Source organism: uncultured Sphingomonas sp. (assembly GCF_936927845.1).
Classification (GTDB): domain Bacteria; phylum Pseudomonadota; class Alphaproteobacteria; order Sphingomonadales; family Sphingomonadaceae; genus Sphingomonas.
The window spans coordinates 170,688-192,291 of record NZ_CAKZHV010000059.1 but is presented as its reverse complement, the minus strand read 5'-3'; the positions used below and the strand labels follow the sequence as shown (position 1 = coordinate 192,291).

At 68.6% G+C, this 21,604-nt stretch carries 19 protein-coding genes; 10 read left to right on the top strand and 9 right to left on the bottom strand.

What is annotated here, in order from left to right; genetic code table 11:
- Window positions 1–8 precede the first annotated feature (8 nt).
- Window positions 9–1,058: a 3-isopropylmalate dehydrogenase gene (leuB, locus tag Q0579_RS11305; protein WP_298812201.1), complete on the top strand. Its 1,050-nt coding sequence runs from the start codon at window positions 9–11 to the stop codon at window positions 1,056–1,058.
- On the opposite strand, the gene Q0579_RS11300 is transcribed toward leuB, so the two are convergent.
- Window positions 1,055–2,299: a glycosyltransferase family 39 protein gene (locus tag Q0579_RS11300; protein ID WP_298812199.1), complete on the bottom strand. Its 1,245-nt coding sequence runs from the start codon at window positions 2,297–2,299 to the stop codon at window positions 1,055–1,057. The genes leuB and Q0579_RS11300 overlap by 4 nt on opposite strands.
- A gap of 104 nt (window positions 2,300–2,403) precedes the next feature.
- On the opposite strand from Q0579_RS11300, the gene Q0579_RS11295 reads away from it, so the two are divergent.
- The 3 genes from Q0579_RS11295 to Q0579_RS11285 are packed head-to-tail and all read left to right on the top strand — an operon-like array spanning window position 2,404 to window position 4,792.
- Window positions 2,404–3,609, top strand: a complete 1,206-nt coding sequence (locus Q0579_RS11295; protein WP_298812197.1) for an aminotransferase class I/II-fold pyridoxal phosphate-dependent enzyme — start codon at window positions 2,404–2,406, stop codon at window positions 3,607–3,609.
- A complete protein-coding gene (apaG, locus tag Q0579_RS11290; RefSeq protein ID WP_298812195.1) occupies window positions 3,606–4,004 on the top strand; it encodes a Co2+/Mg2+ efflux protein ApaG in 399 nt (132 codons plus the stop codon). The genes Q0579_RS11295 and apaG overlap by 4 nt, the downstream gene beginning before the upstream one ends.
- A complete protein-coding gene (locus Q0579_RS11285) occupies window positions 4,001–4,792 on the top strand; it encodes a LysR substrate-binding domain-containing protein (protein ID WP_298812194.1) in 792 nt (263 codons plus the stop codon). The genes apaG and Q0579_RS11285 overlap by 4 nt, the downstream gene beginning before the upstream one ends.
- A gap of 203 nt (window positions 4,793–4,995) precedes the next feature.
- Here the strand turns inward: Q0579_RS11285 and Q0579_RS11280 are convergent, their stop codons facing one another.
- Both Q0579_RS11280 and Q0579_RS11275 read right to left on the bottom strand, forming a co-directional pair.
- Window positions 4,996–5,373: a hypothetical protein gene (locus tag Q0579_RS11280; protein ID WP_298812193.1), complete on the bottom strand. Its 378-nt coding sequence runs from the start codon at window positions 5,371–5,373 to the stop codon at window positions 4,996–4,998.
- A gap of 62 nt (window positions 5,374–5,435) precedes the next feature.
- Entirely contained in the window at window positions 5,436–6,287 is an 852-nt protein-coding gene (locus tag Q0579_RS11275; protein ID WP_298812192.1) for an ABC transporter permease, read from the bottom strand.
- A gap of 63 nt (window positions 6,288–6,350) precedes the next feature.
- Between Q0579_RS11275 and Q0579_RS11270 the strand changes: the two genes are divergently transcribed.
- The 3 genes from Q0579_RS11270 to Q0579_RS11260 all read left to right on the top strand — a co-directional run bounded on the left by Q0579_RS11270 (window position 6,351) and on the right by Q0579_RS11260 (window position 9,446).
- Window positions 6,351–7,148, top strand: coding sequence for a GcrA family cell cycle regulator (locus Q0579_RS11270; RefSeq protein WP_298812191.1), 798 nt, complete (start codon window positions 6,351–6,353; stop codon window positions 7,146–7,148).
- Window positions 7,149–7,398: 250 nt separating this feature from the next.
- Window positions 7,399–7,767, top strand: a complete 369-nt coding sequence (locus Q0579_RS11265; RefSeq protein ID WP_298812190.1) for a TadE/TadG family type IV pilus assembly protein — start codon at window positions 7,399–7,401, stop codon at window positions 7,765–7,767.
- Window positions 7,767–9,446 carry a pilus assembly protein TadG-related protein gene (locus Q0579_RS11260; RefSeq protein WP_298812189.1) on the top strand — a complete coding sequence of 560 codons (1,680 nt, stop codon included), beginning with the start codon at window positions 7,767–7,769 and terminating at the stop codon, window positions 9,444–9,446. Before Q0579_RS11265 ends, Q0579_RS11260 begins: the two co-directional genes overlap by 1 nt.
- 42 nt (window positions 9,447–9,488) lie before the next feature.
- On the opposite strand, the gene Q0579_RS11255 is transcribed toward Q0579_RS11260, so the two are convergent.
- Complete coding sequence (locus Q0579_RS11255; protein ID WP_298812188.1) at window positions 9,489–10,361, bottom strand: hypothetical protein; 873 nt, start codon at window positions 10,359–10,361, stop codon at window positions 9,489–9,491.
- A gap of 115 nt (window positions 10,362–10,476) precedes the next feature.
- Here Q0579_RS11255 and parE point away from each other — a divergent pair, with 115 nt between their 5' ends.
- Both parE and Q0579_RS11245 read left to right on the top strand, forming a co-directional pair.
- Complete coding sequence (gene parE / locus Q0579_RS11250; RefSeq protein ID WP_298812187.1) at window positions 10,477–12,471, top strand: DNA topoisomerase IV subunit B; 1,995 nt, start codon at window positions 10,477–10,479, stop codon at window positions 12,469–12,471.
- 117 nt (window positions 12,472–12,588) lie between these two features.
- Window positions 12,589–13,737, top strand: a complete 1,149-nt coding sequence (locus tag Q0579_RS11245; protein WP_298812186.1) for a VacJ family lipoprotein — start codon at window positions 12,589–12,591, stop codon at window positions 13,735–13,737.
- A gap of 127 nt (window positions 13,738–13,864) precedes the next feature.
- Here the strand turns inward: Q0579_RS11245 and Q0579_RS11240 are convergent, their stop codons facing one another.
- Window positions 13,865–15,844 carry an oligopeptide transporter, OPT family gene (locus Q0579_RS11240; protein ID WP_298812185.1) on the bottom strand — a complete coding sequence of 660 codons (1,980 nt, stop codon included), beginning with the start codon at window positions 15,842–15,844 and terminating at the stop codon, window positions 13,865–13,867.
- A 76-nt stretch (window positions 15,845–15,920) separates the two neighbouring features.
- Window positions 15,921–16,316 (bottom strand): cupin domain-containing protein, encoded by a 396-nt coding sequence (locus Q0579_RS11235; protein WP_298812184.1) that lies wholly within the window; start codon window positions 16,314–16,316, stop codon window positions 15,921–15,923.
- A gap of 116 nt (window positions 16,317–16,432) precedes the next feature.
- On the opposite strand from Q0579_RS11235, the gene Q0579_RS11230 reads away from it, so the two are divergent.
- Window positions 16,433–17,719: a homoserine dehydrogenase gene (locus Q0579_RS11230; protein WP_298812182.1), complete on the top strand. Its 1,287-nt coding sequence runs from the start codon at window positions 16,433–16,435 to the stop codon at window positions 17,717–17,719.
- 304 nt (window positions 17,720–18,023) lie between these two features.
- Here the strand turns inward: Q0579_RS11230 and ctrA are convergent, their stop codons facing one another.
- The 3 genes from ctrA to lpdA form a co-directional block, all read right to left on the bottom strand.
- The gene (gene ctrA / locus Q0579_RS11225) at window positions 18,024–18,725 is read right to left on the bottom strand and encodes a response regulator transcription factor CtrA (protein WP_298812180.1); all 702 of its coding nucleotides are present in this window, start codon (window positions 18,723–18,725) and stop codon (window positions 18,024–18,026) included.
- Window positions 18,726–18,842: 117 nt separating this feature from the next.
- Window positions 18,843–19,943, bottom strand: coding sequence for an AI-2E family transporter (locus tag Q0579_RS11220; protein ID WP_298812178.1), 1,101 nt, complete (start codon window positions 19,941–19,943; stop codon window positions 18,843–18,845).
- Window positions 19,944–20,163: 220 nt separating this feature from the next.
- Entirely contained in the window at window positions 20,164–21,558 is a 1,395-nt protein-coding gene (lpdA, locus tag Q0579_RS11215) for a dihydrolipoyl dehydrogenase (RefSeq protein WP_298812175.1), read from the bottom strand.
- Window positions 21,559–21,604 lie beyond the last annotated feature (46 nt).

Here is a 21,604-nt window from a genome sequence, read left to right as displayed (position 1 = left end):
GGATGGCCATGAGCACGCCCCTGATCGCGATCCTGGCCGGCGACGGCATCGGCCCCGAAGTCACCGTGCAGGCGCGGCGCGTGCTGGAAGCGCTGGAACTTGATCTCGCGTTCGAGGAAGCGGCGGTCGGCGGCGCGGCGTACCGCGTGAGCGGGCATCCGCTGCCGCCCGAGACGCTGGACCTTGCACAGCGCGCCGACGCGATCCTGTTCGGCGCGGTGGGCGATCCGGCGTTCGACGCGCTGGAGCGCGCGTTCCGGCCCGAGCAGGCGATCCTGGGGCTGCGCAAGGAATTGGGCACGTTCGCCAACCTGCGCCCGGCGAAGATCTTCGACGGGCTGGAGGATGCCTCGACGCTCAAGCCCGAGGTGGCGCGCGCGATCGACCTGGTGATCGTGCGCGAGTTGAACGGCGACGTGTATTTCGGCGACAAGGGGCGGCGCACGACCGCGGCGGGCCTATGCGAGGGGCACGACCTGATGCGCTACGACGAGGACGAGGTGCGGCGGATCGCGCGCGTCGGGTTCGAGACCGCGGCCAAGCGGCGCGGCAGGCTCTGCTCGGTCGACAAGGCGAACGTGCTGGAAACCTCGCAATTGTGGCGCGACGTGGTGATCGAGGTATCGGCGGACTATCCGAACGTCGAACTGAGCCACATGTACGTCGACAATGCCGCGATGCAGCTGGTGCGCAACCCGGGCGCATTCGACACGATCGTGACGGGCAATCTGTTCGGTGACATCCTGTCGGATCAGGCGAGCATGTGCGTCGGCTCGATTGGGATGCTGCCGTCCGCCTCGCTCGATGCGGCGGGCAAGGGGCTGTACGAGCCGATCCACGGCTCCGCCCCCGACATCGCCGGGCAGGGCAAGGCGAACCCGTGCGCGGCGATCCTGTCGGCGGCGATGATGCTGCGCCACTCGCTGGGGCAGGGCGCGGCCGCCGACCGGGTCGAGGCGGCAGTGGCGGCGGCGCTTCGGACGGGAGTGCGTACGCCCGACCTGGGTGGCGATGCGTCGACCGGCGCGATGGGCGATGCGGTGGTGGCGGCGCTCTAAACCCAGCTCGCGAACCACGTCCACCGGCGGAAGGCGCCGGCGTCGGTCAGCGGCTCGGCGCAGAGCACCGGCAGGAAGTAGATCAATAGCGCGAAACAGGCGAGCAGGTAGAGCTCGTCCCAGCCGCGCAAGGCTGCGCGCCAATGATCGAGCGCGACCGTGACCGCGACCACCAGGAAGATGCCGCTGGGATAGTAATAATAATAGAAGCCGAGCGATTTGGGGATCAGCGCCCAGATCAGCAGGCTCGCCACCCACAGCATCGCGGGCGCGAGCAGGCGGGCTGAGTCGGTCTTGACCCAGGCCCAGAACAGCGCCGCGACCGCGACCAGCCCGCCCCACATGATCGCAGGGTTGCCGATCATCAGGATGCCGCGCTGGATGCCCTCGACGGGTTCGTAGAGGTACCAGATCGGACGCTGCATCAGCGGCCAGGTCCACCAGTTCGACTGATAGGTGTGCGGCGGCAGGATCTGAGTCTGGCGCGCATACATCTCGAGCTGGAACGGGATCAGCCGCGAAAGCGTGAGCGGGTCTTGCGTGTAGAAGAACGCCGGCGCGAAGGTGAGGAAGTAGGTGCCGACCGACACGAGGCCGAGCAGTACGACCGCGAGCGCCGGGTTCATCCCCGGCCAGCGATCGGGCCGACGGTGGCGCAGCCGCAGATAGGTGACGGCGGCGAAGGCGACGTAGGGCCCCGCGGCCCATTTGCACGCGGTGGCGAGCCCGAGCAGCGCGGCACCCGCGCACCAGCGCGCATAACCGGCGTGGCGCATCGACCAGCTCAGCACGACGATGCCCCAGATGAGGAACGCGGCCAGGAAGGTGTCGAGCATCGCGATCCGCGCCTGCACCGCAATCGTGAACGACATCAGCGCGAGCGCGCTGCCGATCAGGCTGGCGCGCAGGCGGCCGGTGAGGAGGTGGACGAGCGCGAACACGCCCGCGATCGTTGCCGCGCCCGCGAGCGTCGAGGCGAAACGCCAGCCGAACGGTTCGTCGCCGAACCAGCGAAGCGACAGCGCGATCAACTCCTTGGCGAGCAGCGGATGCTCGATGTTGGTCGGGCCCGACAGGTCGCGCAACGCGCGGGCGGCGGGGACATAATGGACCTCGTCGAACACCAGCTTGTTCGGCACGCCTAGGCGGATCAGGAAGAGCAGCTCGCTCAGCAGCGCGACAAGCGTGCCGACGATGAGCGGGCGGGCGAACGGTCGTGTGGTGAGGGGGGAGGCGGCCACCTGCGCTCTCTCACCCGGCGCGCCGCCCGGGGCAAGCGGAAGCTTGGCGGGCCTGCATGAGGCGGGGGTTGAGAATGCCGCCACGCGCGGGCAAAGCGGAGCCCATGAAGCGTCGCACTGGCCAGAACCGTTCGATCACGCAGACTTGGCGCCCCGCCACCCAGGCGATCCGTGGCGGGACCGCGCGATCGGAATGGGGCGAGACGAGCGAGGCGTTGTTCCTCACCTCAGGGTACAGCTACGACCGGGCAGAGGACGCCGCGGCGCGTTTCGCGGGCGAGCAAGCCGGCATGACCTATTCGCGGTTGCAGAACCCGACGGTCGAGATGCTGGAAGAACGCATCGCGCTGCTGGAGGGGGCGGAAGCGTGCCGGACGATGGCGACCGGCATGGCGGCGATGACCGCGGTGCTGTTGTGCCAGCTCGAACAAGGCGACCACGTCGTCGCGGGGCGTGCGGCGTTCGGGTCGTGTCGCTGGCTGACCGACACGTTGCTGCCGAAGTTCGGTATTCAGACCACGATCGTCGACGCGCGTGACCCGCAGCAATTCGTCGATGCGGTGCGGCCCGAGACCAAGCTGTTCTTCTTCGAAACGCCCGCCAATCCGACGATGGACGTGGTCGACCTGCGCGCGGTGTGCGCGATCGCGCGCGAGCGCGGCATCCGCACCGTGGTCGACAATGCGTTCGCGACCCCCGCGCTTCAGCGGCCGATGGAGCTGGGCGCCGACATCACGGCCTATTCCGCGACCAAGATGATGGACGGGCAGGGGCGCGTGCTGGCGGGCGCGGTGTGCGGGACGGCCGATTTCGTCAACAACACGCTGCTGCCGTTCACGCGCAACACCGGGCCGACGCTGTCGGCGTTCAATGCCTGGGTGGTGTTGAAGGGGCTGGAAACGCTCGACCTGCGTATCAGGCGGCAGTCGGCATCGTCGGTGCAGGTTGGTAGCTTCATGGAAGCGCGCGTGCCGCGTATCCTCCACCCCGGGCTCGCCAGCCATCCGCAGCACGAGCTGGCGATGAGCCAGATGGAGGCGGCGGGGCCGATCTTCGCGTTCGAGGTCGAGGACCGTGCGCAGGCGCACGCGCTGCTCAACGCGCTGACGCTGATCGACATATCGAACAACATCGGCGATTCGCGCTCGCTGATGACGCATCCCGCCTCCACCACGCATTACGGCGTCGCGGAGGACAAACGGATCGAGATGGGGGTGACCGAGGGGCTGATCCGGTTGAACGTCGGGCTGGAAGACCCGCTCGACCTGATCGACGACCTCGACCAGGCGCTTCGCCAGGTCGGCCTGTGAAGTCGCTGTTCGACGTCGCCGAGACGACGCGCGGCGTGACGGTGCGCGTGTCGGTTAGCTACCTCGCCGAACAGTCGGAGCCGGCGCGCGGGCGGTGGTTCTGGGCCTATCATATCCGCATCGAGAACGAGTTTCCGGGTGCGGTGCAGCTGCTGACTCGGCACTGGATCATCACCGACGGACGCGGTGCGCGCCATAGCGTCGAGGGCGAGGGGGTGGTCGGCGAGCAGCCGGTGATCGCGACCGGCGGCAGCTACGATTACGTCTCGGGCTGCCCGCTCTCCACGCCGACGGGGGCGATGCAGGGCAGCTACCGCATGGTCGACGAGGCGGGTGCGGTGTTCGACGTCGCAATCCCGAAGTTCGCGCTCCACGCGCCCGCGGTGGCGGGATGAAGCGGACGCACCTGCCGCTGAACGGCCTGCGCGTGCTCGATGCCGCGGCGCGGCACCTGTCGTTCACGCGCGCGGCGGACGAATTGGCGGTGACGCCGGCGGCGGTCGGGCAGCAGGTCCGCGCGCTGGAAGATACGCTGGGCGTCGTGCTGTTCCGCCGCACGACCAAGGGGCTGGAGCTGACCGACGAAGCGGCGGCGGGGCTGGGGCCGCTCCGCGCGGGGTTCCTGCATTTCGAGGAAGCCGTGCGCGCGATGCAGGCGGGACAATCGTCCAAGTCGCTGACGATCGCCGCGCCGCGCGACCTGACCGAGAAATGGCTGCTGCCCCGCCTCGCCGAGATCGCGGCGGGCGACCCCGATCTGCGTTTCTCTTTGGTGGTGGCGGACGAGGGGCTCGACTTCACCGAGGCGAACCTCGACCTCGCGATCCGCTGGGGCGAGGGGCCGGGAGCGCACGAGGGCGAGGCGATCGAGAGCGACGGGCTGGTGACCGTCGAGCGACCGGGCGGCGGGGCGGACACGGTGATCGCATGGCCGGGCTCGCCCGAGGGTGCGGCGACGCCGGTGGTGCGCGTCGGCGACGCGGGGCTCGCGATCGACGCGGCGGCGGCGGGGCTGGGGCGCGCGATCGTGCCCGAATTGCTCGCGGCGCGCGATGTGGCGGAGGCGCGGGTCGCGGTGGTGGGCGCGGCGCAGCCGTCGCGGCTGGGTTACTGGCTGGTCGCGCCGACCCCGCAGTGGCGGCAGCGCAAGGTGCAGGCGCTGGTGGAAGCGCTGGCGGGATAAGTTAGAAGGGGTTGTCGAAACCGGCGATCGCTTGTCCCTTCGATCGTCATCCCGAACTTGATCCGGGGTTTCGCTTCTTCGCGAGCGTGGAGAACGCAGCGGGATCTCGGGTCAAGCCCGGGATGACGGGAGCGGGGGCGCTGCGTCCTGCGGCGACCTACCCACCCCCGGCCCCTCCCTTGTCAGGGAGGGAAGTGACGAGGTTACTTCTTGCGCGCGCGCTTCGGGGCGGCGGCGGCTTCCTGGTCCTCTTCCTCGTCGTGCTCTTCCTCGCCCGCCTCGGTCAGCGCCTCGCCGAGTGCCTTGAGCTTGTCCTGCGACTTGTCGGCCTTGTCGGCAATCTTGGTGGTAGCGACGCCCAGGCGATGGAGAAGGGCATGGACGCGGTCGGCGTCGGGCGTATCCTTTTCCAACTGCTTGCGCAGCGATCCGAGGTCGCGGAGGATGCCCTTCGACCCGCTGACCTCGCTGTCGGCGAGCGCGGCTTCCCAATCCTCGATCATGTCGGCGCCCTTGGTGGGCTTGGTCGTGTCGAGCCCGCGATTGATCGCGTTCATCGTTCCAGCGAATTTGACGGCCATGTGGACTGCTCCTGCGGGCGAATGCCCGCGCCCTCAAACGAGGCCGGCCGTCTAAATGTCCGTCAGTTCTTGAGTTTCCATCCGCGCTTGAGCAGCGTGTAGCACAAGACGCCCATCACCACGTCGATCCCGAGGATCACCGCGCTGCCGAGCATCACGGGCGAGTCGGCGGTGCCGAGGAAGCCGTAGCGAAAGCCAGAGATAACGTAGAAGAACGGGTTGACGTGGCTGAACGCGCGGAACGCGGGTGCGAGGTGGTCGACCGAGTAGAAGGTGCCCGACAAGAGCGTCAGCGGTGCGATGACGAAGTTGGTGACCGCGGCGGCATGGTCGAACTTTTCCGCCCAGATCGAGGTCAGCACGCCCGCGAGGCTGAGGAACAATGCGCCGAGCAGGCCGAACCACAAGACCGCGAGCGGATGCTGCGGCGTGACATGGACGTCGGGCCACAGCGACATCGCCAGCCACACCGCCGCGCCGACGCAGAAGGCGCGCGTGACCGCGCCGCCGGTCAGCGCCGCGAGCAGCTCGGCGGTGGAGAGCGGCGGTTGCAGACAGTCGACGATCGTGCCCTGGATCTTGCCGACGAGCAGCGAGAAGCTCGCATTGGCAAACGCGTTCTGCATCATGCCCATGATGATGAGGCCGGGGGCGACGAAATCGGCGAAGGGCACCACCGTGCCGCCGACGCGCACCGGCGCGCGCGCGCCGTTCGCGACCGTGAAGATGACGAGGAACAGCAAGGTCGTGATCGCGGGCGCCCACACGGTCTGGAGCTGCACCTTGAAGAAACGGCGCACCTCCTTCACATAGAGGGTTCTAAGGCCGCCCCAATTGACGTTCCGGATGACCGGGACGCCCGGTGCGTTCCTGACTGCCGATTGGACTTGGCCGATTGGGGGCTGGCTGCTCATCCCGCGTGCGGGTAAACGTTGCCGGTGCCGCCCGCAACCGGCACCGCTTGAGGAAACACACGAATGTCCTGGACCGACGAGCGCATCGACACGCTCAAGACCATGTGGGAAGCCGGCCAGACCGCCAGCCAGATCGCGGAAGCGCTGGGCGGGGTCAGCCGCAATGCCGTGATCGGCAAGGCACATCGCCTGGGCCTGCAATCGCGTCCGTCGCCCGTGGTCAGCAAGGAAGAAGCGCGCCAGCAGGCGGCCGCGGCGGCGCAGGAAGCCGCCGGGGGGGTGACGCCGGAGACGGTTGCGGAACCGGTCGAGGCGACGCCGGTCGAGACGGTCGTGATCCCCGCGCCCGAGCCCGTCATCGCGGCAGCGCCCGCGGCAGAGGCAGCACCCGCGCCGGTCGCCCCGGTGGCAGACGAGGTCGCCGATGCAGACGGCGACACCGACGCGGAAGAGGACGCCGACGAGGAAGAGGATGCGCCGGTGGCGGCCGCGCCCGCACCGCGCGAGCGTCCGGTCGAGTCGCAGCAGCCAATCCTGCGCTCGGTCGGACCCGGCGGTTTCGTGCGTCAGGCACCGGGCGAGCAGCAGGCGCCGAGCACGCCCGCGCCGCCTCGCCGGCTGGTGCCCGCGCGCACCGCGCCCGAATATGCCGACAAGACCTCGCTGCTCGATCTGAGCGACAAGGTCTGCAAATGGCCGCTCGGCCACCCCGGTGAGCCCGATTTTCATTTCTGCGGCGAGAAGGTGAACCCGGGCTTCCCTTATTGCGTGACGCACTGCGGCCACGCCTATCAGGCGCAATTGCCGCGCCGCGATCGTCGTGCGCCGCCGCTGCCCTTCGGTGGTCCGCGCATGCGCTGAACCGCGCGCATTCGGCAGCGCGGCCTCGCAAGTCCGCGTGATGTGAAGGGTCGGTCCGATCTGGAGAGATGGGCCGGCCCTTCGTCGTGTCTGCAGCACGTAAATTCCGTAGCTTAGCGCCATTTGGGCGTTCCCGATCGGATACCGGAGGCGTGCGACACACGGCCTGAAAGGTCAGGTCATGGTCGGCTCCACATCCGCATCCTTTACTTGCGCATATCGGCTTGCCCGCGACGCTCGCGGCGCCGCGTTGATCGAATTCGCGTTGCTGCTGCCGGCGCTGCTGAGCCTCGTCATGGGGGTGCTGTGCTACGGTCAGTATATCTGGCTCGCCCATAGCGTGCAGGCGGCGGCGAACGACGCGGCGCGCGCGATCGTCGCGGGCGTGACCCCGGCCGAGCGGCTGTCGCTGGCACAGGCGGCGGTGGCGACCGACATGGCGAGTGTGCCCGAGTTGCGCGCGAACCAGGTTTCGGTCTCGATCGACGAGGCGAATGCGCGCGCGACCGTGCGGCTGCGCGTCGACGCGCGCGCATTGACGCTGCTGTCGACCGGCATGGTTCCGCTGCCCGAGCCGGTGATCGAGCGCCGGGCGGTCAGCGCGCTGAGCACGTCGTGATGCCGCGCGGGATGACGCTGCGCCCGGTGCTGCTGTGGCACTTGTTGCTGTGGCGGGTGTGGCGTGATGCGCGCGCGGGCGTGGGCGTGTTCGTCGCGCTGGCGATGCCGCTGCTCGCGGGGTTCGCGGCGTTCGCGGTCGATCTGGGCACGGTGCAGCTCGACGCGCGGCGGTTGCAGGGGGTGGCGGACGCAGCGGCGCTGGCGGCGGCGGGCGATCCGGCGAAGGCCGACGCGGTGGCGCGCGGACTGGTGGCGGCGAGTTGGGATCAGGCGGCGGTTGTCCGCGTCGTGCCCGGCCGCTACCGCGCCGACGCGGGCATTCCGCTGGCGCAGCGCTTCGTCGCCGACGCGGCGGGCGATGCCGCGCAGGTGCAGGTGACGACGCGATCGCCGACCTTTTTCGCGAAGGTTTTCGGGATCGATGACGTGCCGATCGTGCGTCAGGCGACCGCGCAGCGCCGTGCGGTGACGAGCTTCTCGGTCGGGTCGCGGCTGGTCGGGCTGGACGGTGGCGTGCTGAACGCATTGCTGTCGGCGCTGACCGGGCGGCCGGTCACGCTGGGCGTGCTCGATCAGGGTGCGCTGGTGTCCGCGAACGTCGACATGGTGCACGTGCTCGACCGGGTGCGGGTGCGCGCGAACATGTCGGGGGCCGATTACGCGACGGTGTTGTCGAGCGAGGTGCAGGTGGGCGACGTGCTCGCCGCGCTAACCGACACGCTCAACGCCACCGGGCAGGGGACTGCGGGCGGTGCGGTGGGGCGGATCGGTGCCGCGGTCGGCGGGCAGACGATCAAGCTCGGAACGCTGATCGACGCAGGTCCGCTCGCGCATCAGGCAGGTGCGGGCGGGCTGAGCGCGCGCGTGCCCGTGCTGGCGTTCACGACCGCGGTGCTGCAGTCGGGCGGGGCACGGCGGCTGTCGCTCGACCTGGGGGCAGGCGTGCCCGGCGTGGCGTCGCTCAAGATGAGCGTGGCGATCGGCGAGCGCGCGCAATCCTCGCCGTGGCTCGCGATCACCGACAAGGGCGACACCATCGTCCGCACCGCGCAGGCGCGCATCTACGCGCGTGCGCGACTGGCGCCGACCTTGCTGCCGGGGCTGTCGAGCCTGGCGTCGGTCGACCTGCCGCTGTTCGTCGAAGCCGCGGGTGCGGAGGCGCGATTGAAGAGCATCGACTGCGCCGCGACGCCGCGCAGCGTGACGCTCGAAGGGCGCGTCAGCCCGGTGCAGGCCGCAATCGGGAGCGTCGACGAGGCACAATTGGGTGACTTCTCCCGCGCGATCACGCCGTCGAGTGCGCGCCTCGTCGACACCTTGCTGGTCGACGTGACGGGCAGCAGCCGCGTGTCACTGGGTGCGGCCGAGCCGTGGCAGACGCGTCGCTTCACCCAAGCGATGATCGATGCAGGCAGCACCGAGACGATCCGGTCGACCACGCCGGTGCAGGGGATTGCGGCCTCGCTGATCCAGCAGGCCTCGCTCAAGGTGTCGCTGGTTGGATTGCCGATCGCGATCGACCCGCTGTTGCGCGCGGTCGGAACGTTGTTGTCGGGCGTGGCGGGACCCATCGACACGGTGCTGAGCGCGGTGACGGGGACGCTGGGCGTCGGGATCGGCGAGGGCGACCTGCAGGTCAACGGCCTGCGGTGCAGCAACGTGGTGCTGGTGGGATAAGCCATCGGGCCGACGCGCGGACGCCGGCCCGATGGTGAAGGATCAGAAGCGGAATGCCGCCGTGGCGCGGATCGAGTGCCAGCGGAAGTTGTTGTCGCTGCGCGCGAAGTCGGTGCCGCCGGTGTTGGGCGTCAGGATAAACGGGTTGGTCGCGGGCGTGGTGCCGGTCGAACCCGCGCGCACGCGGTAGTCGCTGTCGTCATATTGGTGGAACAGATATTCGAGCCCGATCGAGAAGTTGTTCCCGATGCGCTGCTCGACGCCGCCGCCACCCTGGATGCCGAACTGGTTGCGCTTGCCACGCTGTGCGAACGAATTGGCGGTGTTGGTGGTGAAGAACTCGCGATCGATCCGCGCGTAGCCGGGGCCGAAGGTGCCGTAGAACAACGTCGAATCGTTCGGTGTGTAACCGGCGCGTGCGCGGATGCCGGCTTCCCAGCTGATCTCGCGGTACATCACGTAATTGGCCGGCGTGGTCGAATAGGCCGAGACGCTGTCGTTGATCTCGGTCTTGCCGAACTCGCCCACGACGCCGACGACGAAGCGACCCATCTGCTGATCGGCGCCGATGCGCCCGTAATAGGACCAGCCGTCCTTGTCGTTGCGGCACCCGGTGCCGGCGGGAACGGTCGGTGCGGCGGTCGCGGTGCGGCCGGGTGCGTTCACGCTGGTCGCGCGACCGTTGCAGAAACCGGGCGAGAAGGCGTTGGCGCCGGCCGCGGTCGTCACCGTGTCACCGAAGCGACCGTCGAGGTTGCGGTCGAACAGGATCGACGAGCCGCGATCGTTGCCCTGCACGTCGTAGCCGCCCGCCGCACCGACGTAGATGCCGCTGAAACCGGTGGTGACTTCCTGCGCGAGCGCGGGCGTGGCGGTGAGAAGCGCGGCTGCGCCGGCGATGAGCTTAACCTTCATTATAACCTCCCGTAAACTTGGCCGCAGAACCACCCGATCCGGCATTATGTTGCGTGACAAATTGTTGCGATGTTGTGCCCCTTCTGTTCACGGTCACGCTGGCGTATAGCGAAGCATGGCCGACGATCTCTTTGCCTCATCCACCACGAGCGCCGGCGATTACGACGCGTCATCGATCGAGGTGCTGGAAGGGCTGGAGCCCGTGCGCCGCCGGCCCGGCATGTACGTCGGCGGCACCGACGAGCGCGCGCTGCATCACCTGGCGGCCGAGGTGCTCGACAATGCGATGGACGAGGCGGTCGCGGGTCACGCGACGCGAATCGAGGTGACGCTGGAGCCGGGCAACCGGCTGACGATCACCGACAATGGTCGCGGCATCCCGGTCGACCCGCACCCGAAGTTTCCCGACAAGTCGGCGTTGGAGGTCATCCTGTCGACGCTCCACTCGGGCGGCAAGTTTGCGGGCAAGGCGTATGCGACGAGCGGCGGGCTGCACGGCGTCGGCGTATCGGTGGTGAACGCTCTGTCGGCGGAAACGGTGGTCGAGGTCGCGCGCGAGCGGCAATTGTACCGTCAGCGGTTCAGCCGCGGCGTGACGGTCGGCGCGCTGGAGCATGTCGGCGCGGCGCCCAACCGGCGCGGAACGAGCGTGTCGTTCGTGCCCGACCAGGAGATCTTCGGGCCCGAGCTGAGCTTCAAGCCGGCGCGGCTGTACAAGCTGGCGCGGTCGAAGGCGTATCTGTTCGCCGGCGTCGAGATCCGCTGGAAGTGCGCGGCCACAATCATCTCGGACGATACCCCGGCGGAGGCGGTGTTCCAGTTTCCGGGCGGGCTGGCCGATCACCTGCGCGAGCAGCTGGGCGGGCGCGAGTGTGCGACCGCGGACGCGTTCTCGGGCACGCAGGACTTCGCCGATGGTCCGGGCGGCATGAAGATGGGCAAGGTCGAGTGGGCGGTGGCCTGGCCGCTGTGGAGCGAGGGCAGCTATAGCTGGTATTGCAACACGATCCCGACCCCGGACGGCGGCACGCACGAGCAGGGTCTGCGTCAGGCGCTGGTGCGCGGGCTGCGCCAGTTCGGCGAGCTGGTGAACAACAAGCGCGCGAAGGAGCTGACCGCGGACGACGTGATGGTCGGAAGCGAGCTGATGCTGTCCGTCTTCATCCGCGATCCGCAGTTCCAGAGCCAGACCAAGGACCGGCTGACCAGCCCGGAAGCCGCGGGGCTGGTCGAAAAGGCGGTGCGCGACCATTTCGATCATTGGCTTAGCCACAACATGGAGCGCGGGCGTGCGCTGCTCGGCTACGTGCTGGAGCGGATGGACGAGCGGCTCAGGCGCAAGCAGGAGCGCGAGGTCAAGCGCAAGACCGCGACGAGTGCGAGGAAGCTGCGGCTGCCGGGCAAGCTGACCGACTGTTCGGCCGACGCGCCGGCGGGCACCGAGCTGTTCATCGTCGAGGGTGATTCGGCGGGCGGAAGTGCCAAGCAGGCACGTGACCGCAAGACGCAGGCGATCCTGCCGATCCGCGGCAAGATTTTGAACGTCGCCAGCGCGACGAGCGCCAAGATCCTGGCGAACCAGGAGATCGCCGATCTTGGCCTGGCGCTGGGGTGCGGGACGCGCAAGGACTGCGTCGCGGAAAATCTGCGCTACGAGAAGGTCATCATCATGACCGACGCCGACGTCGACGGCGCGCATATCGCGACGTTGCTGATGACGTTCTTCTTTCAGGAAATGCCCGACATCGTTCGCCGCGGGCATCTCTACCTCGCGCAGCCGCCGCTCTACCGACTGACGCATGGCGCGAAGAGCCTGTACGCGCGCGACGACGCGCATCGCGCCGAGCTGGAGCGCACCGCGTTCCGCGGCAAGAAGGTCGAGGTCGCGCGGTTCAAGGGGCTCGGTGAGATGAACCCGGGGCAGTTGCGCGAAACGACGATGGACCCAGGCTCCCGCTCGCTGATCCGCATCACGCTGCCGCAGAAATATGAGGAGCGCGCGGGGGTGAAGGACCTGGTCGACCGGTTGATGGGGACCAATCCGGCGCACCGTTTCGCGTTCATCCAGGAGAATGCAGCGCGACTGGATGAGGAAGCGATCGACGCCTGACGCTCGCTGCGCTGCGCCCCGGTTGTGCGTTGCAAGCGGGCTTTGTACTAGCCGGACGCGCGGTGTCGCGCTGGCCGGTGTTCCGGGCGGCGGGCACCGGCTGCTAGGAGCCGACGATTGAGCCTGTTGCTTTGGACCAGCGTGTCGGTCGCCGCGATGACGCCGGGTGCGTTCGAGACCGCGCTGTTCGCCGATCAGCCCGCCGGTGCCTCCATCGAAGCCGTCGCAGCGCCCCCCGTGTCGATGCAGCAGGCCGAGCCCGTCGTCGATCAGGGCGCCGAACCCGAGATCACACCGCCGCCGGTCGTCCGCACGCTGCCGCCGGCCGCCGCGCAGGGCGGCGCGGGCGTCGGGAGCGACATCGTCGTCACCGGCGAGCGCCGCGGGATCGCGCCCGATCCGTTCCGATCGGTCAACGAAACCGCGTTCAAGGCGACGCAGGCGGTCGACGACGCGATCACCGGCCCCGCCGCGCGCGCGTACAAGAAGACGCTGCCGCGCGAGGTGCGCAAAGGCATCCACAACTTCCTGTACAATTTTCGTGAACCGGTCGTGTTCGTGAACTTCCTGCTGCAGCACAAGATCGGCAAGGCGGCCGAAACCTTCGCGCGCTTCGCGATCAATACCACCGCGGGCGTCGCCGGCATCTTTGACGTCGCCAAGAAGAAGCCGTTCAAGCTGCCGCGGCGCAGCAACGGCTTTGCCAACACGCTGGGCTTCTACGGCGTGCCGAACGGACCGTTCCTGTTCCTGCCGATCACGGGTCCAACGACGCTGCGCGACCTGTTCGGCGGCGCGATCGACCGGCTGATCCTGCCGTTTACCTATGGCAGCCGCGTCACCAAGCCGGCGTTCGTTGTTCCCTTCGCCGCGCTCAGCATCCTCGATCACCGGTCCGAGTTCGACGATACGCTGAAGAAACTGCACGACAATGTCGACGATCCGTACGCCAATTCGCGCACCTTCTATCTGCAGCGCCGCCAGGCCGAGATCGACGCGTTGAAGCGCGGTCAGCCGCTGGTCGGCGGCATGACCGAGCCGCCCGCCGACGTCGATGAGCGCGGGCGACCGATCCGTGCGGAGAAGCCGACGGAGAGTGCGCCTGCGCCGGCCAGTACGCCTGCGCCGGCGAATGTGCCCACCGCCGCCGACGCGCCGCGCGCCGAGCCGGTGCCGGCGGCCGCGAACGACAATGGTGGTGGGGCTGCGATGAGCGACGTGGTTGCGCCGACGGCGACCGATGCGGAGCGGGTGCCGGCGGCTTGATTGGCGACCTAACACGCCCTTCTCGTGACCCTTGACTTGATCCGGGGTCCCGCTTTTTAAACGTGGCGTAGAAGGCAGCGGGATCCCGGATCAAGTCCGGGATGACGGTGCTTGGTACCGAATGCGGTCAGGCGATCGCTTCGCGCTTGGTGCCGCGGTAGAGCCACCAGACCAGCGTCAGAAACAGCACCGTCCCGCCGATCAGCGCGACGTGGGTGAAGGCGGGGCCGACCACCGCGAGCGGCGCGTCGCTGCCCGTCGCGGCGACGATGCCCGCGAACACGACCTGCCACAGCGACTCGCCGACGATCATGCCGGTCGCGACGAGCACGCCGAGGCGCCGTGCGAACTCGGCGTCGCGGGTGCGGTCGGCCCAACGGTCGTAGAGGTGGCCCACGACCGCGCCGATCGTGACGGGCAGGATCACCGCCATCGGCAGGTAGATGCCAATCCCGATCGCGAGCGGGGGCAGCCGGAGCCGCCCCGCGCGCCCGAGCGCTGCGTCCATGGCGATGAAGATCACGCCCGCGACCGCACCCCAGCCGAGCATCGACCAGTTGAGGTTGCCGCCGAGCACCCCTTGCGCGAGTGCGGAGATCAGCCCGGCCTGCGGCGCGGCGAGCGCGTTGGGGCCGGCACCTGGGGCGCCTGCGAAGCCGAACGCGGTCTGGAGCAGATCGAGCACCGGCGCGATCACGATCGAGCCGAACACGACGCCGATGATGAGGGCCACCTGCTGCTTCCACGGCGTCGCGCCGACGAGTTGCCCGGTCTTCAGGTCCTGGAGGTTGTCGTTGGCGATTGTGGCGATGCCGAACACGATGCCGGTGACGATCAGCGCATAGGCGACGAGCGCCTGCGTCTGTTCGGGTGCCACGTCGCGTCCGACCAGCCCGACGAGCAGCAGCGAGGCGGCGAGCACCGCGAGGATGCCGATCCCCGACACGGGCGAGTTGGACGCACCGATCAACCCTGCCATGTAGCCCGTCACCGCGGCGATCATCAGCCCGACGACGACGACGAAGACGAGCGCGCCCGCGATCAGCAGCGCGGCAGAGCCCGCGAGCGGCCCGCCCGACAGCACGCTCCACAACAGCCACGCGATCGGCAGCAGGACGGCGACCGCGCCCGCGGCGACGATGCCGATCGGCAGGTCGCGTTCCTCCAGCGCGAGCGTCTCGCCGCTGCCCCGTGCCGCGCTGGCGGCGAGTGCACCGCGAATGCCGCCGACGACCGGCCCCGCGATCTTGAGCAGGGTCCAGATCGCGGCGACGCCGATCACGCCCGCGCCGAAGAAACGCACGTCCTGGCGGAAGATGGTGCTCGCCCATTCCTCGACACCGAGCGTCGAGGGCGCCTGCGCGGTCAGGAACGGCAGCAGGATGAACCAGCCGGTGACGAGCCCGACCGCCTGTGCCAAGCCCACCGACAGGCCGACGAGGTGCCCGACGCCGAACAGCGCGAACGACAGCCCGCCCGCGATGCCCGTCGCGCCCGAGCCGACGCGGAACCAGGTCGCGGCCTCGGCGGCGGCGAGCTTCATCTGCGTGAGGATCGCGAACAGCGCGGAGACCAACGAGCCGCGCACCAGCACGCGCAGCCCCGCCTCGCTCTCCTTAACGCCGACTTGCGTGTTCGATCCGGCCTGCAACACCTCAGCCGCGGCGCGGCCCTCGGGGTAGGGCAGGTCGCCCCCGACCACGAGCGCGCGGCGCAAGGGGACCGAGAACATCACGCCCAGGATGCCGCCGGTCGCGGTGATCGCGCTGGTCGTCCAGAACGGAAAGCCGTTCCACCAGCCGATCATGACGAGGCCGGGCAGCACGAACACGATCGCAGCGAGCGTGCCCGCCGCCGACGCGATCGTCTGCACGATGTTGTTCTCGAGCATGTTGCTGCCCGGCAGCAGTCGGAGCACCGCCATCGAGATCACGGCCGCGGGGATGGAGGTCGCGAACGTCAGCCCGACCTTCAACCCGAGATACGCGTTGGCGGCGGTGAACAGCAGCGTGATGACGCCGCCGAGCACGATGCCGCGCAGCGTCAGTTCGGGGACGCCGGTCGGGGTGGCGAGCGTGGTGGTTGGGGCTGCGCTGGGGCGGGTCATGCCCCGTCATCGCGGGCGGAGCGCCGTAATGCAACTGCGCGGGAGCAACCGTGTGGGGGCGACCGGGTGTGGCGCGTCAGCGACGGTAATCCGCGTCGCTGACGGGTTCGAGCCACGTCACCGCGCTGCCGTTCACGCTTTCCTGGATCGCGATGTGCGACATCGCGCTGTTCGCGCTGGCGCCGTGCCAGTGACGCTCGTCGGCGGCGAAGCGGACGACGTCGCCCGCGCGTATCTCGGCGATCGGCTCGCCCTCGCGCTGAACCCAGCCGCGGCCGAAGGTGACGATCAGCGTCTGGCCGAGCGGGTGCGTGTGCCAGTTGGTGCGCGCGCCGGGTTCGAAGGTGACATGGGCGCCGGCGACCTGCGAGGGCGGCTCGGCGGCGAACAGCGGGTCGACGCGGACGGTGCCGGTGAACCAGTCGGGATTGCCCGTGGTGGACGGCTGCTGGCCGCTCCGCGTGATCTGCATGTCGGTTGCTCCGTGGTGGTCGCCATTCAACGCGCAGGCGCGGCAAAGGTGCGCGCGCTCGACACCTGCGCGGTGCTCGCTTAGGCGCTGAGGCCGAGCGACAAGGGGCGAAGAACATGGCGGATACGCTGAAGGTGGCGCTGGCGGGGCTGGGCACGGTGGGTGGCGGCGTGATCCGCCTGCTGGAGGAGAACCGCGCGCTGATCACGCGGCGTGCGGGGCGGCCGATCGAGGTCGTGGCGGTGTCGGCACGCGATCGCAGCAAGGATCGCGGGATCGACCTGTCGCGCTTTGCCTGGGTCGACGACACGACGCAGCTTGCCGCAAGCGACGCCGACGTGGTGGTCGAGCTGGTCGGTGGTGCCGACGGGCCGGCGCTGGCGCTTGCGCGCGCGACGCTGGCGGCGGGGAAGGGCTTCGTCACCGCGAACAAGGCGATGCTGGCGCATCACGGGCTGGAGCTCGGCGCGGCGGCGGAGAAGGCTGGCGTCGCGCTCAAGTTCGAAGCGGCGGTCGCGGGCGGCATCCCGGTCATCAAGGGTCTGCGCGAGGGCGCGGCGGCGAATGCGATCGGGCGCGTCACTGGCATCTTGAACGGCACGTGCAACTTCATCCTGAGTCGGATGGAGGCGGAAGGCCGCGATTTCGCCGACGTGCTCGCCGAGGCGCAGGCGCTGGGCTTCGCCGAGGCCGATCCGTCGTTCGATATCGACGGGGTAGATGCGGCGCACAAATTGTCGATCCTGGCGAGCATCGCGTTCGGCACGCGGCCGGCGTTCCCGGCGGTGGCGGTCAGCGGCATCCGCCACGTGCTCGCCGCGGACATCGCCGAGGCGGCGGCGCTCGGCTACCGCGTGCGCCTCGTCGGCGTGGCAGAAGCGGGGGAGCACGGGCTGTTCCAGCGCGTCCATGCGCATCTGGTACCGGCCGACCATCCGCTGGCGCACGTGACGGGCGCGACCAACGCGGTGGTGGCGGAGGGCAATTACGTCGGCCGTTTGCTGTTCCAGGGCGCGGGTGCTGGCGAGGGGCCGACTGCGAGCGCGGTGGTCGCCGACCTGATCGACATCGCGCGCGGCGAGTTCGGACCCGCCTTCGCGATGCCGGTCGAGGCGCTGGTCGCGGCAGAGGCGGCCGACAGCGGCGAGCGACGCGGGCGCGCCTATCTGCGCTTCACGGTCGCGGACCGTGTCGGCGTGCTGGCCGAGATCGCGGCGGCGATGCGCGACGCGGGCGTGTCGATCGAGAGCCTGATTCAGCGCGGCGCCAATCCGGGCGGGGCGGTGCTGGTCGCGATCGTGACGCACGAGGGGCCGGAGCGCTGCGTGGCGGCGGCGCTGGAGCGGCTGCGCGGATCGCAGAGCCTGGTCGGCGAGCCGCTGTGGATGCACATCCTGGGGTGAGGTGACTGGGATCGCCGTGCGGCTTGGGCGCGCGAGCATTTGAGCCGGCGTTGCTTGTTTACGGTCACCCCGGACTCGGTCCGGGGTCCCGCTCGTTCTCGGCGGGGACGAAGAAGCGGGATCCCGGATCAAGTCCGGGATGACAGGGAGGGAAGGGTGGCGTTTTGTGTCGCATCGACCCAACCCCGGCCCTTCGCTTCCAGGGAAGCGAAGTAGAAGAGGTGATGCGTGGGATGCGAAAAGGCCGCGGCGCCCCCCGGAGCCGCGGCCTTCGTGTCCGAAAACGCCGGAACAAACTGGTTCGTCAGGCGACCTCGGCCGCCAATACCTCGTTGGGCTCGCGCAGCACGTAACCGCGGCCCCACACGGTTTCGATGTAATTCTCACCGTCGCACGCCATGCTGAGCTTCTTGCGCAGCTTGCAGATGAACACGTCGATGATCTTGAGTTCGGGCTCGTCCATCCCACCGTAGAGATGGTTGAGGAACATTTCCTTGGTCAGGGTCGTGCCCTTGCGCAGCGAGAGCAGCTCGAGCATCGCATATTCCTTGCCGGTCAGATGGACCCGCGCGCCATCGACCTCGACCGTCTTGGCGTCGAGATTGACCGCGAGCTTGCCGGTCTTGATCACCGATTGCGAGTGACCCTTGGAGCGGCGGACGACGGCGTGGATGCGCGCGATCAGTTCCTCGCGGTGAAACGGCTTGGTGACGTAATCGTCGGCGCCGAAGCCGAACGAACGGACCTTCGAGTCCATTTCGTTGACGCCCGAGAGGATCAGCACCGGGGTCGACACGCGCGCAACGCGCAGCTTCTTCAGCACGTCGTAGCCGTGCATGTCGGGCAGGTTGAGGTCGAGCAGGATGATGTCGTAATCGTACAGCTTGCCGAGGTCCAAGCCCTCCTCGCCCAGATCGGTCGAGTAGACGTTGAAGCCCTCGGTCGAGAGCATCAGTTCGATCGCCTTGGCAGTGGTCGGCTCGTCTTCGATCAAGAGTACGCGCATCTGCTGTTCCCCGGTTTCCAGATCCCGCTGCTGCCCTGTTCGCTCGCGAGTCTGCCAGATAAATTAACTATCCGGCTTCTGAACGCAAAAGGTTAATTCCGACTTAAGCGCGCTCGTTCACTCATCTTTTCCACGGCGGCTGGGGAAGCGTGGCTTGCCCATGGCGGTGAACAGGCGCCGCTCGCGCGTGGTGGGGATGTCCTCGCCCAGCATCTCGCGCAGGTACAGGCTGCGCGTCAGCGTAAAGGCCACGACGAGGATGCCGCCCGAGAAGAACAGCCCGAACAGCCCGAACACCGCGCCCGTCCCGATGATCGCGAACAGGCTGAGCGCGGGCGGAATCGACACCACGCGGCTGGTGACGAAGGGGGTGACGAAGTTGGTCTGGATCACGCGCACCGCGGCAAAGACGACCAGCGCCCAGATCAGCTGATCGGTCCCCGCGGTCGCGGCGAGGCCGAGCGCGGGAAGCATCGCGCCGAGCGGGCCGACATAGGGGATGAACTCGCTGATCCCGGTCAGCAGCCCGAGCAAGGCGGGTGAGGGGACGCCCGCGATCCACAGCCCGATGCCGACCATCAGGCCCATCGCGGTCATTTGGATCAATTGCGCGCGCAGCCACAGCAGCAAGGTCGAGCCGACATCGCCGAGCGCGTCCTCTGCCGCGGCGCGCTTGGTCGGCGGCACGAGCAGCAGCGCGCCGCGTTCGTACACCTTGGGGTCGACCGCGAAGAAGATCGCACCGAACAGCACCAGCACGGCGTTCAGCAGCAACTCACCCGCGCCGCGCGCGAGGCTGCCGATGTCCTGCGCGATGCGGCTGCCCGCGAAGGCGGCCCGCGCGGCATCGGCGACCTTCGCGCCGACGGGCGATTGCGACATATAGTTCTGCAGCTTCTGCAACAGCCCCGGCAGCGACACGACCAAGGTGTTGACCTGTTGCCGGAACTCGACCCCGAACAGCCAGCCGAGCAGCCCCAGGAAGCCGAGCACGGAGAAGACGCCGAACCCGAGTGCGACCTTTGGACGCATCCGCAGATGCGTCTCGTACAGCTCCGCGATCGCGTGGATGACGATCGCGATCAGCATCGACCCGAAGGCGAGGATCAGCAGATGCCGGGCGAGGTACAGCGCGGCGATGACCGCGACGATGGCGATGAGCCACAGCACGCGCCGGATGAAGCGCGCGTCGTCCGCGTCGGGGCTGAGACGGTTCACGCGGCGCGCTGGGATCGTTGCATGCGCGACACAACGTATGTTCGCGCAAAAGGTGACGCGGGTTTGTTGCATGCCCGCCGCGAGTGGGTGTCGGACCCGGCCTCAACCGCCACCCCGGACTTGATCCGGAGTCCCGCTCTCCTGTCCACGCGAGAAGAGAAGCGGGATCCCGGATCAAGTCCGGGATGACGGTGAGGGAGCCGGGCTAGGCTGATCCGCCTTAAATGTGGATCGGGCGATCGTAGGCGGCGAGGACGCTTTCGTGCATCATCTCGCTGAGCGTCGGGTGCGCGAACACGGTTTCCTGCAGCTCGGCCTCGGTCGTCTCGAGCTGGCGCGCGATGACGTAGCCCTGGATCAGCTCGGTGACTTCCGCGCCGACCATGTGCGCGCCGAGCAGCTCGCCGGTCTTCGCGTCGAACACCGTTTTCACGAAGCCGTCCGCCTCGCCGAGCGCGATCGCCTTTCCGTTGCCGATGAAGGGGAACTTGCCGACCTTGACGTCGCGGCCGCTTTCCTTGGCCTTGGCCTCGGTCAGACCAACGCTCGCGACCTGCGGGCGCGAATAGGTGCAGCCGGGGATGTTCCAGGTCTCAAACGGATGCGGCTTCTCGCCCGCGATCGCCTCGACGCAGACGATGCCCTCGTGGCTTGCCTTGTGCGCGAGCCAGGGCGCGCCGGTCACGTCGCCGATCGCGTACACGCCCTCGACATTGGTGCGGCCGTAGCCGTCGACCTTGATCTGGCCGCGCTCGGTCGTGACGCCGAGCTCCTCCAGCCCGATGTTCTCGGTGTTGGGGACGATGCCGATCGCGACGATGACGTGGCTGTAGTCCTCGGTCTTGGACTGGCCGTCCTTCCCCTTGATCGTCGCTGTCACGCCGCTGGCCGACGTGTCGATCTTCTCGACGCCCGCGCCGGTCACGATGCGGATGCCTTCCTTGGTCAGACGCTTCTCCATAAAGGCGCTGACGTCCTCGTCCTCTACGGGGAGGATGCGCGGCAGCATCTCGACCACGGTCACGTCAGCACCCATGTCGTTGTAGAAGCTGGCGAACTCGATCCCGATCGCGCCCGAGCCGATGACGAGCAGCTTGGTCGGCATGACCTCTGGCACCATCGCGTGGCGGTAGGTCCAGATGCGCTTGCCATCGGCCTTGGCGAACGGCAGGTCGCGCGCGCGCGCGCCGGTGGCGATCATGATGTGCTTGGCGGTCAGCTCGGTCGTCTTGTCGCCCTGCGTGACCGTCAGCTTGCCTTTTCCGGTCAGCTTGCCGACGCCCTCGTGCACCGCGATCTTGTGCTTCTTCATCAACCCCTTGACGCCGGCGTTGAGCTGCCCCGCGACCTTGCGGCTGCGGTCGACGATCTTGCCGAGATCGAAGCCGATGTTGTCGGCCTTCAACCCGTAGTCGGCGGCGTGGGTCATGTAGTGGTAGACCTCGGACGTGCGCAGCAGCGCCTTGGTCGGGATGCAGCCCCAGTTGAGGCAGATGCCGCCCAGCCGCTCGCGCTCGACGATCGCGACCTTCATGCCCAATTGGCTCGCGCGGATCGCGGACACGTAACCGCCCGGACCCGAGCCGAGCACGATGAGGTCGTATTGGTCAGCCATTTACGTCAACTCCCGGGCTTGTCGCCCTGTTCGCTCGCATCGCCGG

Coding starts and splice junctions, on each gene's coding strand:
- leuB (WP_298812201.1), top strand. CDS start 9: ATGAGCACGCCCCTGATCGCGATCCTGGCCGGCGACGGCATCGGCCCC.
- Q0579_RS11295 (WP_298812197.1), top strand. CDS start 2,404: ATGAAGCGTCGCACTGGCCAGAACCGTTCGATCACGCAGACTTGGCGC.
- Q0579_RS11285 (WP_298812194.1), top strand. CDS start 4,001: ATGAAGCGGACGCACCTGCCGCTGAACGGCCTGCGCGTGCTCGATGCC.
- Q0579_RS11280 (WP_298812193.1), bottom strand. CDS start 5,373: ATGGCCGTCAAATTCGCTGGAACGATGAACGCGATCAATCGCGGGCTC.
- Q0579_RS11275 (WP_298812192.1), bottom strand. CDS start 6,287: ATGAGCAGCCAGCCCCCAATCGGCCAAGTCCAATCGGCAGTCAGGAAC.
- Q0579_RS11270 (WP_298812191.1), top strand. CDS start 6,351: ATGTCCTGGACCGACGAGCGCATCGACACGCTCAAGACCATGTGGGAA.
- Q0579_RS11260 (WP_298812189.1), top strand. CDS start 7,767: ATGCCGCGCGGGATGACGCTGCGCCCGGTGCTGCTGTGGCACTTGTTG.
- Q0579_RS11255 (WP_298812188.1), bottom strand. CDS start 10,361: ATGAAGGTTAAGCTCATCGCCGGCGCAGCCGCGCTTCTCACCGCCACG.
- parE (WP_298812187.1), top strand. CDS start 10,477: ATGGCCGACGATCTCTTTGCCTCATCCACCACGAGCGCCGGCGATTAC.
- Q0579_RS11240 (WP_298812185.1), bottom strand. CDS start 15,844: ATGACCCGCCCCAGCGCAGCCCCAACCACCACGCTCGCCACCCCGACC.
- Q0579_RS11235 (WP_298812184.1), bottom strand. CDS start 16,316: ATGCAGATCACGCGGAGCGGCCAGCAGCCGTCCACCACGGGCAATCCC.
- Q0579_RS11230 (WP_298812182.1), top strand. CDS start 16,433: ATGGCGGATACGCTGAAGGTGGCGCTGGCGGGGCTGGGCACGGTGGGT.
- ctrA (WP_298812180.1), bottom strand. CDS start 18,725: ATGCGCGTACTCTTGATCGAAGACGAGCCGACCACTGCCAAGGCGATC.
- lpdA (WP_298812175.1), bottom strand. CDS start 21,558: ATGGCTGACCAATACGACCTCATCGTGCTCGGCTCGGGTCCGGGCGGT.